General features: G+C 65.5%; 16 protein-coding genes. 9 read left to right on the top strand and 7 right to left on the bottom strand.

Features of this window, described 5'->3' with window-relative positions; translation table 11 throughout:
* Nucleotides 1-43 precede the first annotated feature (43 nt).
* From F753_RS30560 to F753_RS30550, 3 genes are all read right to left on the bottom strand, one after another.
* Nucleotides 44-793 (bottom strand): CPBP family intramembrane glutamic endopeptidase, encoded by a 750-nt coding sequence (locus F753_RS30560; protein ID WP_023444453.1) that lies wholly within the window; start codon nt 791-793, stop codon nt 44-46.
* A gap of 1 nt (nt 794) precedes the next feature.
* On the bottom strand, nt 795-1349 hold the full coding sequence (locus F753_RS30555; protein WP_023444452.1) for a COG3904 family protein: 555 nt from the start codon (nt 1347-1349) through the stop codon (nt 795-797).
* A 98-nt stretch (nt 1350-1447) separates the two neighbouring features.
* Entirely contained in the window at nt 1448-2698 is a 1251-nt protein-coding gene (locus F753_RS30550; protein WP_031297325.1) for a M20/M25/M40 family metallo-hydrolase, read from the bottom strand.
* A gap of 137 nt (nt 2699-2835) precedes the next feature.
* On the opposite strand from F753_RS30550, the gene F753_RS30545 reads away from it, so the two are divergent.
* The 4 genes from F753_RS30545 (at nt 2836) to F753_RS30530 (ending at nt 5763) form a co-directional block, all read left to right on the top strand.
* Nucleotides 2836-3279, top strand: a complete 444-nt coding sequence (locus tag F753_RS30545; RefSeq protein ID WP_023444450.1) for an HIT family protein — start codon at nt 2836-2838, stop codon at nt 3277-3279.
* A 111-nt stretch (nt 3280-3390) separates the two neighbouring features.
* A complete protein-coding gene (locus tag F753_RS30540) occupies nt 3391-4368 on the top strand; it encodes an ABC transporter substrate-binding protein (RefSeq protein WP_156924025.1) in 978 nt (325 codons plus the stop codon).
* A complete protein-coding gene (locus F753_RS30535; protein WP_023444448.1) occupies nt 4365-5126 on the top strand; it encodes an ABC transporter permease in 762 nt (253 codons plus the stop codon). Before F753_RS30540 ends, F753_RS30535 begins: the two co-directional genes overlap by 4 nt.
* Nucleotides 5119-5763 (top strand): ABC transporter ATP-binding protein, encoded by a 645-nt coding sequence (locus F753_RS30530; protein WP_031297323.1) that lies wholly within the window; start codon nt 5119-5121, stop codon nt 5761-5763. The genes F753_RS30535 and F753_RS30530 overlap by 8 nt, the downstream gene beginning before the upstream one ends.
* Nucleotides 5764-5770: 7 nt before the next feature.
* Here F753_RS30530 and F753_RS30525 read toward each other — a convergent pair whose 3' ends face one another.
* Together F753_RS30525 and F753_RS30520 are read right to left on the bottom strand one after the other, a co-directional pair.
* Nucleotides 5771-7036, bottom strand: a complete 1266-nt coding sequence (locus F753_RS30525; protein ID WP_023444446.1) for a DUF445 domain-containing protein — start codon at nt 7034-7036, stop codon at nt 5771-5773.
* Between the two features lie 299 nt (nt 7037-7335).
* Entirely contained in the window at nt 7336-7737 is a 402-nt protein-coding gene (locus F753_RS30520) for a hypothetical protein (protein ID WP_014821159.1), read from the bottom strand.
* A gap of 235 nt (nt 7738-7972) precedes the next feature.
* Between F753_RS30520 and F753_RS30515 the strand changes: the two genes are divergently transcribed.
* The 3 genes from F753_RS30515 to F753_RS30505 all read left to right on the top strand — a co-directional run bounded on the left by F753_RS30515 (nt 7973) and on the right by F753_RS30505 (nt 9240).
* A complete protein-coding gene (locus tag F753_RS30515) occupies nt 7973-8161 on the top strand; it encodes a hypothetical protein (RefSeq protein WP_014821158.1) in 189 nt (62 codons plus the stop codon).
* A 40-nt stretch (nt 8162-8201) separates the two neighbouring features.
* Complete coding sequence (locus F753_RS30510; protein WP_014821157.1) at nt 8202-8411, top strand: hypothetical protein; 210 nt, start codon at nt 8202-8204, stop codon at nt 8409-8411.
* Between the two features lie 241 nt (nt 8412-8652).
* Complete coding sequence (locus F753_RS30505; RefSeq protein ID WP_023444445.1) at nt 8653-9240, top strand: LysE family translocator; 588 nt, start codon at nt 8653-8655, stop codon at nt 9238-9240.
* On the opposite strand, the gene F753_RS30500 is transcribed toward F753_RS30505, so the two are convergent.
* Entirely contained in the window at nt 9226-10077 is an 852-nt protein-coding gene (locus tag F753_RS30500) for an AraC family transcriptional regulator (RefSeq protein WP_023444444.1), read from the bottom strand. The genes F753_RS30505 and F753_RS30500 overlap by 15 nt on opposite strands.
* A gap of 112 nt (nt 10078-10189) precedes the next feature.
* On the opposite strand from F753_RS30500, the gene F753_RS30495 reads away from it, so the two are divergent.
* The gene (locus F753_RS30495; protein WP_023444443.1) at nt 10190-10615 is read left to right on the top strand and encodes a hypothetical protein; all 426 of its coding nucleotides are present in this window, start codon (nt 10190-10192) and stop codon (nt 10613-10615) included.
* Nucleotides 10616-10624: 9 nt separating this feature from the next.
* Here the strand turns inward: F753_RS30495 and F753_RS0124700 are convergent, their stop codons facing one another.
* Entirely contained in the window at nt 10625-10975 is a 351-nt protein-coding gene (locus F753_RS0124700; RefSeq protein WP_003283891.1) for a DUF6746 family protein, read from the bottom strand.
* Between the two features lie 470 nt (nt 10976-11445).
* Between F753_RS0124700 and F753_RS30490 the strand changes: the two genes are divergently transcribed.
* Entirely contained in the window at nt 11446-13065 is a 1620-nt protein-coding gene (locus F753_RS30490; protein WP_023444441.1) for a methyl-accepting chemotaxis protein, read from the top strand.
* Nucleotides 13066-13086 lie beyond the last annotated feature (21 nt).

The raw sequence follows: 13086 nt of genomic DNA, 5'->3' as shown, positions 1-13086 counted from the left end.
AACGGGCGCCGGAGGAATCGACAGGTCGTTGAAAAAATATTGCTTAGCGCAGGGGATAGGTCAGCAACAGCAGGTGCAGGCTGTTGACCGCACCGTGCAGAAACACCGCGACCCACAGGCGATCACTGGAGTAATGGAAGGCCAGGCCGTAGCCCAGACCTGCCAGCGCGGCGAGTCCGGCGAAACCGAAGCCGGCCGGCAGGTGCGCGGCGCCGAACAGGGCGGTCGCCAGGCCGATGCCGGCGACCGCACCGAAGCGCCCGACTAGTGCACGCTGCAGCAGGCCGCGAAAGATCAGCTCTTCGGCCAGGCAGGTGATGCCCAGGTTGATCAGCAGCCAGGGCAGGAACAGCGCCGGCCCTTTCGGTTGCCAGCCCAGCACGCCAGAGGCCAGCGCCAGCAGCGGGACGAGAATCAGGCAGGCGCCTGACGCAAGCAGGGTGAGTCTGATCGAGCGCCAATCCGTTCGTGGCTGGCCCAGCCACCAGGCCAGCAGCAGTGCCGCGACCATTGCCTTGTCCGGGCTGATGCGCAATTGCCAGGGCGAGGCACCGCCCAGATCCTGCGGTGGGCCGAGCGGCAGCGGGCTGAAGCCGGGCAGCAGATGTGCGGCGAGCAACAGGGCGCCGAGCAGCGTACCGAACAGCCACGGCGAGTTGGGGATGTGCGGCTGAGCGACAAGCCAGCCAGCGAATAGCAGAACGGCCAGCGCGCCAACCGGCTCGATCATGCCGAGGGCCAGGCCGAGCGATAGCGCGACGACCGGAATGCAGTAGTGCAGCCTGCGAATCACACTATTGCAGCCGATAACGCGCGAGCTCCTTTGGCGTGAGCACGCGCATGCGCCACGGTTCGATCAGCTGCATGTCGTCCGCCAGCCGCGTATTGACGCCCATGTCCCGCAAGTAGATGCGTGGTGCGCGGTGTGGTCGCTGGCTGATGGACTGCGCCGACTCGCCATTGGCGACGTAGGGCCGATGCAGGCCGACATAGCCGCGCACGGTGCGCTGCCGTCCCGCCGCCAGCAGATAGATGCAGCTGCCCTGGCAGACCGCGGTCGCCGGCACCAGGGCGTCGAAGCCCGTCTCGCGCAGCAGATAGCCCATGCGCATGGCTTCCGCTGCGCTGCCGCCGATGTTGTCGAGGATCAGCAGCTTGCGCGCGTGTTTGCCAGGGTGGGCCATGATGCCCTTGAGCAGCGCCTCGTAGTCACCCGGCGCAATCTGTTCGGTAACGCGCGCGACCAGCACCAGGCCCTGATCTTCATGTTCCAGCGGCAGCACCTCGACCTTGGCGTGGGCAGTGCAGGCGAACAGCGCCAGTGCGCAGAGGGTGGCGAAGCGAAGCATCGAGCGGGCAGTCCTGAAATGGGAGGTGGCGAAGATACCCGCAGCGCCGGCTTTCGCCTACTGCGACCTTCGCCCCCCGCTCGGGCCTGGATAGCGTGTCAGCGTGCGGCGTCTTCGGCGGACAATGCGCGAATCATCGCCGTCGTCAGATACAGCCGCGGCGCGATGCTCGACAGCTCGATGTACTCGTCTTCCGAGTGCAGCCCGGCACCGACCACACCCATGGTTTCCAGCACGGCCGGCTTGTCGCTGTCCGGCACGTAGGCGTAGCCGGCGTCGGTGCCGAAGCGCATGGCGATCGGCTCGATACGCTGGTCGATCTCGCCGTACAGGCGCTGCGCGGTCTCGGCCAGGCGCTCCGATGCCGGGTTTTTCGCCAGCGGTGGGCGGCCCTTGTCGACGCGCAGCTCGACGCGGGTGTCGTCGATCAGCTTGTTCTCGATGATCTTCTGCGCATCGGCGAGCACGCGTTCGGTCTCGCTGATGTCGGAGTAGCGCATGTCCGCCTCGGCAGTCGCCTTGTTCGGGATGATGTTGCGCTTCTCACCGCCGGCGATCATGGTCCAGCTGACCGTGGTGCCCTTGTCCGGGTTGCCCAGGTCCTTGAGCTGCACCAGCTGGTGCGCCAGTTCCAGCACGGCGTTGCGGCCTTCCTCAGGTGCGGAACCGGCGTGGGAGGATTTGCCCTTCACCTCCAGCATCACCGCATTGATGCCATTGGTGGCGGTGGTCACCGCATCGCGATCCGGCGGCTCGTAGGAGAAGACGTAATCATGCTTGCGGGCCAGCTCGGCGATGATCTTCTTCGAGCCGGCTGAGCCCATTTCCTCATCCGGGTTGAACAGCACGGTGATCGTGCCGTAGGCGTCGAACTGCTGCGCCTTGAGCAGCTCCAGCGCGTGCAGAATCATCGCCACGCCACCCTTGGCATCGGCCACGCCGGGGCCGTAGGCGCGCTGTTCGTCCATGCGGAACGGGCGCTCCGCGGCGGTGCCTTCGGCGAACACCGTGTCGTAATGCACCATCAGCAGGAAGTCCTTGCCGCCGCTGCCCTTGAGGGTGCCGACGATGTTGTCGCCGGCCGATGGCGCGGCCGGGCTGGTGCTGACCTCGGCACCCAGTGCCTGCAGGCGCTCGACCAGCATCTGGCTGACCGTGGCCAGACCCTCGGCCTGGCCGGTGCCGGTATCCACCGCCACCAGCTGTTTCACGGTTTCGATATAGGCGCTCTGTTCGGCCTTGGCCTGTTCGAGCAGCTCGGCAGGTTTGATTTCGGCGGCCATGGCGGACAGCGATGAAAGGCAAAGCGCGACTGCAGCAGCAATCGGGGCGACGGCGCGTACGTGCATCGGAATAACCTCGGATCGCGGGGGTGATGAGCTTGAGAGCGCGGCCAGGCCCGCAACGTTCCGAAGCATCGCTGCACGGGTCGCAGCCGCACGGAGAATGCTAATGTCTGCCTTTTCCACTTGCCGGAGAACTCCAGGTGTCCCTGACCACGCCCTACGATCCGCAGAACATCTTCGCCCAGATCATTCGCGGCGATGCGCCCTGCTACAAACTCTACGAGGATGACGACGTACTGGCCTTCCTCGACCTGTTCCCGCAGTCCTTCGGCCACACGCTGGTGATTCCCAAGCGCTCGGCGGCCTGCAACATCCTCGATGTGGATACCGAAGCGCTGGCCAAGGTCATGGCCGTGGTGCAGAAGCTCACCCGTGTGATCGTCGACGAGCTGCAGCCGGATGGCGTGCAGGTCGCGCAGTTCAATGGTGCGCCGGCGGGGCAGACGGTGTTCCACATCCACGTGCATATCGTGCCGCGCTACTCGGGCGAGGGGCTCGGCATTCATGCCGCCGGCAAGGCCGATCCGGCCGATCTGGAACAGCTCCAGGCGCGCTTGCAGCAGCGTATCGCCACGCAGGGCTGAGCCAGGCTGCGATGTAGTGGCGGGGTCAAGCCCGCTGCGACCATCGCAGCAGCCAACAGACACCAAAGTACAATTCGTGCCCGCCTGGGGGCTTCGTACCCTGCGGGCATGATGCTTTCATTGCCCTTCCTCACCCCGTTCATTCTGCGCACTCGCCGTGCGCTGTTGGCGCTTGTATTGCTGCCCCTGTGGGCACAGGCGCAGGAGCTGCCGGTGCTGACCCTCAGCGTGCTGCAGTTCGGCACGCCGCACTGGGAGCTTGAGCATCTCAAGCGCCAGGGACTGGACCGTGCCAACGGTTTCGAGCTGAAGGTGCGACTGGTGGCCGATGTGCCGGCCTCGCGACTGGCATTGACCAGCGGTAGCGTCGACGGTGCGGTGAGCGATCTGCTCTGGGCGCAGGCGCGTTACCAGGCCGGCACGGCTTATCGCTACGTACCTTTCTCCTCCCAGATTGGTGAGGTGCTGGTGCCCGAAGGCAGCGCCATCCGCACGCTGGCCGACCTGCGCGGCAAGCGCATCGGTGTCGCTGGCGGGCCGGACGGGCTGGGCTGGCAGTTGCTACAGCATGCCGCGGCCCAGGACGGAATCGATCTGTCCAAACAGGCAACTGTTCAGTACGCCGCACCGCCACTGCTCAGCCAGGCGCTGCGCCGCGGTCAGGTGGATGCGCTGCTGACCTTCTGGCATTTCTCCGCGCGCATGCGTGGCGAGGGTGGTGTGCAGGTGGCGTTCAGTCTCGATGATCTGCTCCGATCATTGGAGCTTGATCCCCACCTGCCGGTGCTCGGCTATCTGTTTCCCGAATCCTGGGCCGTCGAGCATGAGGCGCTGCTGCAGCGCTTCGCCACGGCGTTGGGCCAGACCAAACACGAACTCGCCAGCGAGCCCGCGCACTGGCAGGCGCTGCGGCCGCTGATGCGTGCCGACGAGGATGGCGTGTTCGCCGCCCTGCGCGACAGTTTCCTCGCCGGCATCCCGCAGCCGCTGGATGAGCGGCGTATCGCCGACCTGCAGCGACTGCTGATCCTCACCGGTGCCGATCCGGCGAAACTGATGCCGGCCGCGTCGTTCCAGAGCACGCCATGAACGGCTCGCGCTGGGCCTGCTGGATCGCCCTGCCATGCGCGGTGGCACTCTGGACGCTGATTGCGCTGGTCGTGCAGACGCCGCTGCTGCCGAGTCCGGCCGCCGTGCTCGACACCTTCTGGCAGGCCACGCAGAGCGGTGAACTGCCCGAACATCTGCTGGTAACCCTACGCCGCGTGCTGTTCGCCTTCGTACTGGCGATGGCGCTGGGCACGCTGCTAGGCGTGTGGATGGGCCGCTCGCGGCTGGCCAATGCCGTGCTCGATCCGCTGCTGGTGCTGTTTCTCAACCTGCCGGCGCTGGTCACTATCATCCTGCTCTACGTCTGGTTTGGTCTGGTGGAAGCCGCGGCGGTACTGGCGGTGGTGATCAACAAGGTGCCGAACGTGGCCGTCACCGTGCGCGAGGGCGCACGCAGTATCGATCCCAAGCTGGAACAGATGGCGCTGGTCTACCGCTTCACCCGCTGGCAGCGGATCAGGCATGTCTGGCTGCCGCAGCTGTTTCCCTACCTGATGGCCGCCACTCGCGGCGGGCTGGCGCTGATCTGGAAGATCGTGCTGGTGGTCGAGCTGCTCGGTCGCTCGGATGGCATCGGCTTTCAGCTGCATATGGCCTTTCAGGTGTTCGACGTGGCGAGCATCCTCGCCTACAGCCTGGCGTTCATCGCCGTGGTCCAGCTGATCGAACTGGCGCTGTTGCAGCCGCTGGAGCGTCGCGCATCGTCCTGGCGCGAAGCGGGTGTACGCCATGCTTGAGCTGCGCCTGGATGGCCGTCATCCCGTGCTGGGCGTGATCGCTGCGCAGGTGCGCGAAGGCGGTCGCATCTGTCTGCTCGGGCCGTCCGGTGTCGGCAAGACGACGCTGCTCAACGGCATCGCCGGGCTCGATCCGCAGCTGCGGCCGATGATCGAGCAGCGCGCCGGCTTGCGCGTCGGCTACCTGTTTCAGGAGCATCGCCTGCTGCCCTGGCGCACGGTGCGACAGAACCTGGCGCTGGTCGGCGCGAGCGCGGCGGACATCGATCGGCTGCTGGCCGAGGTCGGGCTGAGTGGCGCGGCCGATAGCCTGCCGGATCAGCTCTCGCTGGGCATGGCGCGCAGGGCGGCACTGGCGCGCTGCCTGGCGATCAAGCCGGATCTGTTGCTGCTCGACGAACCCTTCGCCTCGCTGGATGCCGAGCGCGCCGCCGAACTGCGCGGCCTGATCGCCCGCCTGCTGGATCGGCACCCGGACATGGCGATGATCTGCGTGACCCACGATCCGCGTGATGCCGACGATCTGGCCAATCGTCTGTGGTACCTGAGCGGCGCCCCGGCGACATTGCGCTGCGATGAGCCGCCCGGCAGCCCCGTCAATCTCAGCGAACTGAGCGAGCGCCAGCGCCGCGCCTGAGCGGCATTCAGCCGGCCAGCAGCTGCGTCAGCACGTGTAGCGCCAGACCGACCAGCCCGCCGACCAGCGTGCCATTGATACGGATGTATTGCAGATCCTTGCCGACGCTCTGCTCCAACTGCTCGACCAGCTCACGGCTTTCCCAGTTTTCCACTCGCTGCGCGATATAGGCGCCTATCTGCCCGCGGTAGCGCTCCAGCAGGCCGGGTGCGGCGGCCAGCAGTTGCTCGTTGATCCAGTTGCGCATGGAATCGTCAGCGGCGAGGCCGTCGCCGAGGCCGCGACAGAGGCTGACGATGCGTCGGCCGATGCGTGAGTCGTCGCTGGCCAGGTCGCTCTCCAGCCAGGCCGTGAGTTCCTGCCAGAGATTGCCGAAATAGGCGCTGGTGGCGGGGTGCTCCAAGAGCTGCGCGAGAATGCGCTCGACCTCCAGGGCGTATTGCGGGTCCTGCTCCAGGCGCTCGATGTATTCACTGACGTGTTCGTCGAAGCGCTGGCGGATCAGGTGCTCCGGGTCGGCGGCGATCTCGGCGATCAGCGCTGACAGGCCGTCGACGAACTTGTTCGCCGACCAGCCGCTCACCGGCCGGCTCAGGCCGAGATAGCGCAGGGTGCGGATTTCCCGGCTGATGGCGTCGGCGACCAGCGCGCGGGTTTCCTCATCCTGCATGATCGAATCGAGGCGGATCAGCAACTCGTCGAGCATCGCCTGATGCCGGCCCTGGCTGGTCAGCACGCGCAAGGCCTGGGCCAGCGGGGCGGAGAGATCGAACTTGCGCAGCCGCGTGGTCACCTTGGCCTCGACGAAGGCGCGCACGCGTTCGTCGTGCAGCGCGGCGATGCCGAAATGTGCAACGCCGGTGAGCCGGCGGCCGACCGCCTCGGCATTGCTCGGGTGCCGCAGCCAGCCGGCCAGTCGCGAGGCGATATCGAGCTCCTGCAGCTTGGCCAGCACCAATGGCGTGGCGAGGAAATGCGTGGTGATGAAGCTCGACAGGTTCTGCCCGATGCGTGCCTTGCTGCGCGGGATGATCGCCGTGTGCGGGATCGGCAGACCCAGCGGGTGGCGGAACAGCGCGGTGACGGCGAACCAGTCGGCGATCGCGCCGATCATGGCGGCTTCGGCGAACGAGGCGACGTAGCCCCAGGCCGGATGGCTGGCTTCGAAGCGTGTCGCGACGATGTAGAGCAGGGCGGCCAGTAGCAACAGAAGGCCGGCGACCAGCTTCATGCGCGAAACCGGTGACTGCCAGGCGCTGATCATGGAACGCATGCAGGTCCTCGTCGTGTGGGCGAATGGAATCTCTAGGGGGTAGACAGCGAAGCAGGGCGATGAGGTCGGCGCTTGAATGAAACGCATGATGATGCGGATCGTCAGGCGGTTGGGCTAGCTGGGCTGAAACTTGCCTGCAGGATGGATTCGTACGGCAGCCTGGACCAGGCCGGTGCCGCTGCTTGAGACGGCACGGCTGCGCCGAGGTCCACCCGACGGACTCTGCTGAATCGCCGGGTGGATGTCGCTTCGCGCATCCACCGGAACACGCCAGGTGGAATGTAATCGCCGGAGGTGGATCAGACCTCGTCGTCCTCTTCCTCGCGGATCAGCACGTACTGGCCTTCGGCATCGTTCAGGCAGTCCCAGACGTAGAACATCGATACCTGGCCCGGGCTTTCCGTGACGGCGGCGTAGTCGCCGGGCACGGCAGTGAAGTAGACGCCGGAGTCGGGCGCTGCCTGGCAGGCGATGCGGGCGACGACGAAGGCTTCCGGCGCGGTGCCGTCGAAGTAGTCGTCACGGTCCTTGGCATCCCATTCGGCTGGCGCTTCAAAGGGGCCGCTGATGACGATGCGCGCGTCACCAAGATCCTGCTCTTCCGCTTCCTCGTCGTATTCGTCGGGGCGGTACAGGGTGCATTCCAGGGCTTCCGGGTTTTCGAGAATGGCCGCGCGGGATTGTGGGGTGAGTGTCTGCATGGAATCTCCGACTGCGGTTGGGTGTGAGTGGGCAGTGTGGTGGAGCGGCTCGGGCAGTGCAATCGGTTGCATGGTCGCGTGGCCGCCCCCGCCGATAGTGGCACGGGATCGGCCGGGCAATCCTGCGGCGGCGCCACGGCAACCTTCGGACCGCCGGTGTCGTGCGGTTCGAACGTCGCGTGGTTTGTCGCCTCCAATCGATATCAGTCATCCACCCGCGACAGCCGAGGCAACCATGAAGGCAGATGACCAGCAGGCAGGCGATGAGCCTGATGTGACCATGACCGATGGAGGCGAAAAGAACGCCGGCGAAGACCCGGACTACGACGATCAGCCTTCGCCGCTGGACGATCCTGACGAGCCTGAGACGCTGCCGGACGATCCGGACATCCAGGGAGAAGACGGTTCCGGCGAGCCGAGCTGACCCATCCGCCCACGACAATCGCCACCCCAGAGGAGTCACCATGAACATTTATCAGGTCAGGCCCACCGAAATGGGCTGGGAGCTGGAAGACCAGCAAACCCAGAAAACCGTGCTGCGAACCCTCACCAAGGACGAGATGTACAGCGCGCTGGATGCCTACATGGACGGCCGCGCCGCGTCGGTCGAGGTATTCGGTCGCGATGGCGAGCTGGAGGAGGCGCGTCCCTATCCGGGGAGCCATCACCTGTAGACATAGCCGCCTGTTTGGTAAGTTCAGTCGGGCAATTTCGGCGCCCATGGCCCCGATACTGTGTTGCTGCTCCTTGCCATAGCCCGCTATGACTCGCCGCAGCGCCTTGTCTCGGAGCCCTGTTCATCCGAACTTGCCTCAACCAACTCACTACACAGGCCACTAGGGCAATTTCCTTCAATACCATGCCCTGTCGGGCCCATAGCCTGCCCACCATCTTTCACTGGTAAGCAGAGTACTCATGGACCCCTATCTCTCGATGGCTGCGTTCGCCCTGGCCTCGTCGATCACTCCTGGCCCGGTCAACCTGGTCGCGCTCAACTGTGGCGCGCGTTTCGGCTTTCGCGCCAGTGCTCGGCACATCACCGGCGCAACTGTCGGTTTCACCCTGTTGCTGTTGCTGATCGGCCTCGGGCTTTACGAGCTGCTCGAGCGGGCGCCGATTCTGATGCGTGGCATCCAGTGGGGCGGGGTCGCCTTCCTGCTCTACATGGCCTGGAGGCTTGCAGTCGATGATGGCCGTCTGGAACCCGCTACGGCCGGCAATGGCCCGTCGCTGCTCGACGGCGCGCTGATGCAATGGCTCAATCCAAAGGCCTGGCTGGCGTCAGTGGCGGGCATGGGGCTGTTCGCGGCGAATGGCGATGTGCTGCGGGTCTGGCTGTTCGCCGGCCTGTATTTCGTCATCTGTTATGGCTCGATTGCCTGCTGGGCCGGAGCTGGCGCCTTTCTCAGCCGCTATCTGCAGGAGCCGGGGCGGGTGCGCTGGCTCAATCGAACGATGGCACTGTTGCTGGCAGGCAGTGCGTTCTATCTAGTGGCGGGCTGAGCCCGGCGCGATGCGATCCCGGTACTGCCCGGGCGTCGCCGCCAGCTGACGTTTGAAGGTGCGCTGGAAGTGCGCCTGGTCCGCGAAACCGGCGGCCAGCGCCACCTCGGCTAGGTCATGACCCTGGCGCAGCCAGTGCTGGCTGCGCTGGATGCGACGGTTGAGCAGATAGGCATGCGGGGTCATGCCGTAGTGCTGCCTGAAGGTGCGGATCAGATAGGACGGCGACAGCGCGGCTGCCTGGCAGATGTCTTCCAGACGCAGCGCCTGGGTACAGTGTTCGGCAATGTAGTCGGCCGCCCGTCGCAGCTGTTCGACGGGCTCTGCGCCCGGGCTGGCGGCTGCCGGGGCAAGGGTCTGCTGCAGCAGCGTGAAGTACTCGACCGCCGCGCTCTGCCGCTGCAGCGTGTCCGCCTGCGGGTCGAGCAGGGTGGCGTACAGCCTGGTCAGCCCGGTGAACAACGCCGGGTCGAGGCTCTGGATCGGCGTGTAGGGAATGAAGCGGCCGTCGGCGCTGACGCCCAGCTCATGCTGCAGCGCGCCCAGCCAGCCCGTGTCGACGTAGAACATCAGGTACGACCAGGGTTGGCCGTCGATGGGGTTGCAGGCATGCACCGTTTGCGGATTGATGATCACCACGGCGCCGCGGGCGATCCGCTGGCGTGCCGTGCCATTGAAGTAGGTGCTGGCGCCGGCGGTGATCGCGCCGATGGAAAAGGTCTCGTGACAGTGCGGCGCATAGCAGACCCTGCGCCCATCGGCGACCGCCCGCGCCTCGAGGAAGGGCAGGGCGGCGTCGCGCCAGAAGCGTGGCTGGCTGTCGTCCGGATTGTTCACGTTGTGCCTGCCGTCATCGATACGAAACTGTAGTCAGACTCTAGCAATCATTCGGCGCTCTGGCATGCTCGACGACCAGGTTCGCCATTTCAGTCCCGGCCAAGGAGTTTCCATGCGTCTGACCCTCGCTTTCACTGCACTGCTGTCGCTGGCTGGCTGTTCATCCTGGCAGCCCGATGCCGAGGACATCGAACCGGTGCCGGCCGAGCGGGTGCTGGCCTACCAACAGCCCCTGGAGAACGCCGGTGAGGTGGTGGTGACGCGGGATTTCGGCTTGCGTGGCGGCGGCTGCTACATCGCCGTGATGATCGATCGTGAGCTGGCTGCGCGCATCCACGTCGGCGAGGTGGTACGTTTTCAGGTGCCGGCCGGTGCGCGGATCGTCAGCATCGGCACCGATCCGCTGGACGACACGCTGTGTGGCAAGCTCAGCCTGCGCCGCGAGAAACTGGCGCAGGTGCAGGCGGGGCAGACGCTGGAATATCGCGTCATCAGCGACAACCGCATCGGCTTCGATATCGTGCCGGTCGAGCCCTGATGCGGCGGATTACTTGATCACCGTCCGCGCAGTCTTCAGATAGTCCGCGCCGTAGCTGCTGACTTCGTCGGCGCTCTCGGCTTCCGAGGCGATGTGGATTTCCTCCAGGGTGTCGTTCAGCCCGTCCATTTCCTCGACGATTTTCTCCAGCGCCGCTTTCAGCGTGTAGGTCAGTTCGTGGATCTGCGCCATGTTCTCCGGTGTCTGCTCCTGCGCCAGGGCCTGGTCGAGGCGGGTGTTGTATTCGGAGAATTGCTTCACCGCCTCGGCCAAGTTGCTAGGTGGCGGTGCCTCGGCGAAGGCATGGCTGGCGACGATGGTGGTCAGCGCCAGAGCGGCGGTCCGGATAAGCGTTTTCACGACAGGTCCCTTGCTGAATTTGGTCGGGCGCGAAGGTATCACCTGCGGGTACTGACGCTGTGTAGTAGCGCACAGTCTGCGCTGCGCCATTAGTCGCATGTCTAATCGCATGGACCGTCGGGGCAGTGAAGTTCAACGGCAGTGCAGGCGAGGCTACTGCCGCGTCGGTGAACCGACCTTGCTGCGCAATGTGCTGCCCGGCCGCTCTGGCATGCAGCTTGCGATGATTTTTCATTAAAGGGCGACCACGCTTGGCCGATATGATCTCGCGTGCTGGCATTTCGCCTGTGCTCGGCAGGCGTCTGTAGACCCAACAACAAGATCACGCTCCCGCTTCCTCTTCCGCGATTCGCGTCCTGCAACAGGACCACGCGGCACGTCCCTCGCCCGACGCGCCGGTTCGACCGTTATGCCTCACTTTTGCCAATTTGCCGCTCCTCACGAACGGCACGCCATATGGAAAAGAACGAATGATGCAGCAACTGACAATCCGTGCCCGCCTGCTGATTCTGGTCGGGGCCATGCTTGCGGCCTGCCTGGTGATCGGGCTGACCGGGCTCAATGCCCAGCAGCGCAGCGTCGCCGGGCTCAACACCGTGTACCTGGATCGCGTCGTGCCGCTGCGTGACCTCAAGCTGATCGCCGACCTGTACGCGGTGAAGATCGTCGATACCACCCACAAGACTCGCAGCGGCATGCTCAGCTATGGCCAGGCGCGTGACGAGGTGCGCAACGCCCGCGCCGAGATCAACCGTCTCTGGAGTGCGTACCTGAACACCCGACTGGTTGACGCCGAGCGACTGATCGCGACGCGCATCGAAACCCTGATGAAGGCCGCGGACGAACCACTCGATGCGCTCGAGCGTACGCTGGACCGGCACAGCGAAAAGCGGCTGGCGGCGTTCGTCATCAACGATCTGTATCCGCTGATCGATCCCATATCCGAAGGCTTTACCCAGCTGATCGAGCTGCAACTGGGCGAGGCCAAGGCCGAGTACGAACAGGCGCAGGCGCTCTATCAGCGTAATCGCCTGTTGAACATCGGCCTGTTGCTGGCGCTGCTGGTTGGCGGCGGTCTGTTCGCCACGGTGATGTTGCGCAGCATCAGCCGGCCGCTGGAGGAGTTGAAGCAGGCCGCGGCATCGGTGGCAGCGGGTGATTTGAGTCGCACCATCGAGTGTCGCGGCAAGGATGAAATTACCGAGGTGCAGCAGTCGATCCGTCAGATGCAGCGCACCCTGCGCGATACGCTGCAGGACATCCAGGGCTCGGCGACCCAGCTGGCGTCGGCTGCCGAGGAGCTGCACGCGGTCACCCAGCACACCGCCCAGGGCATCCATCAGCAGAACGAGGAAGTGCAGATGGCCGCCACCGCGGTCACCGAGATGTCCGCCGCGGTGGACGAAGTGGCCGGCAACGCCAACCGCACCTCCGATGCTTCGCGCGATGCCGAGACGGTCGCCGACGACGGACGCCGCCAGGTAACTGCCACGCGGCAGACCATCGACCAGCTGAGTGACAAGCTGCAGCAGACCGCGGCCACCGTGACCCACCTGGCCCAAGAGGCTGCGAGCATCGGGCAGGTGGTGGATGTGATTCGCGCGATCGCCGACCAGACCAATCTGCTCGCGCTCAACGCCGCCATCGAGGCCGCGCGGGCCGGCGAAGCTGGACGTGGATTCGCGGTGGTCGCCGACGAGGTGCGTAACCTCGCGCAGCGCACGCAGAGCTCGACCCAGGAGATTGAACGCATGATCGGCGCGATCCAGAGCGCTACCGAGCAATCGGTGCGCGACATGCAGCAGAGCAGTGAATTCGCTACGCGCAGCCAGACCATGGCCGGCGAAGCGGATCAGGCGCTGGGGCTGATCGCCGAGCGCGTCGGGCAGATCAACGAGATGAACCTGGTGATCGCCAGCGCCGCCGAGGAGCAGGCACAGGTCGCGCGGGAGGTGGATCGCAACCTGGTGGCCATCCGCGACATCTCAGAGCAGAGCGCCACCGGTGCGCAGCAGACCTCGGTGGCCAGCGACGAGCTGGCGCGCCTGGCGACGCAGCTCAACCAGCTGGTCGGGCGCTTCCGTCTGTAAGCGAAGAGAGATGGGCTGATG

Source organism: Stutzerimonas chloritidismutans AW-1 (assembly GCF_000495915.1).
GTDB classification, from domain to species: domain Bacteria; phylum Pseudomonadota; class Gammaproteobacteria; order Pseudomonadales; family Pseudomonadaceae; genus Stutzerimonas; species Stutzerimonas chloritidismutans.
This window is presented reverse-complemented; position numbering and strand designations above follow the sequence as displayed.

What these genes read in the sequence shown, in the direction of transcription:
- F753_RS30555 (WP_023444452.1), bottom strand. Translation starts at nt 1,349, where the DNA reads ATGCTTCGCTTCGCCACCCTCTGCGCACTGGCGCTGTTCGCCTGCACT.
- F753_RS30550 (WP_031297325.1), bottom strand. Translation starts at nt 2,698, where the DNA reads ATGCACGTACGCGCCGTCGCCCCGATTGCTGCTGCAGTCGCGCTTTGC.
- F753_RS30540 (WP_156924025.1), top strand. Translation starts at nt 3,391, where the DNA reads ATGCTTTCATTGCCCTTCCTCACCCCGTTCATTCTGCGCACTCGCCGT.
- F753_RS30535 (WP_023444448.1), top strand. Translation starts at nt 4,365, where the DNA reads ATGAACGGCTCGCGCTGGGCCTGCTGGATCGCCCTGCCATGCGCGGTG.
- F753_RS30530 (WP_031297323.1), top strand. Translation starts at nt 5,119, where the DNA reads ATGCTTGAGCTGCGCCTGGATGGCCGTCATCCCGTGCTGGGCGTGATC.
- F753_RS30525 (WP_023444446.1), bottom strand. Translation starts at nt 7,036, where the DNA reads ATGCGTTCCATGATCAGCGCCTGGCAGTCACCGGTTTCGCGCATGAAG.
- F753_RS30520 (WP_014821159.1), bottom strand. Translation starts at nt 7,737, where the DNA reads ATGCAGACACTCACCCCACAATCCCGCGCGGCCATTCTCGAAAACCCG.
- F753_RS30515 (WP_014821158.1), top strand. Translation starts at nt 7,973, where the DNA reads ATGAAGGCAGATGACCAGCAGGCAGGCGATGAGCCTGATGTGACCATG.
- F753_RS30510 (WP_014821157.1), top strand. Translation starts at nt 8,202, where the DNA reads ATGAACATTTATCAGGTCAGGCCCACCGAAATGGGCTGGGAGCTGGAA.
- F753_RS30505 (WP_023444445.1), top strand. Translation starts at nt 8,653, where the DNA reads ATGGACCCCTATCTCTCGATGGCTGCGTTCGCCCTGGCCTCGTCGATC.
- F753_RS30495 (WP_023444443.1), top strand. Translation starts at nt 10,190, where the DNA reads ATGCGTCTGACCCTCGCTTTCACTGCACTGCTGTCGCTGGCTGGCTGT.
- F753_RS30490 (WP_023444441.1), top strand. Translation starts at nt 11,446, where the DNA reads ATGATGCAGCAACTGACAATCCGTGCCCGCCTGCTGATTCTGGTCGGG.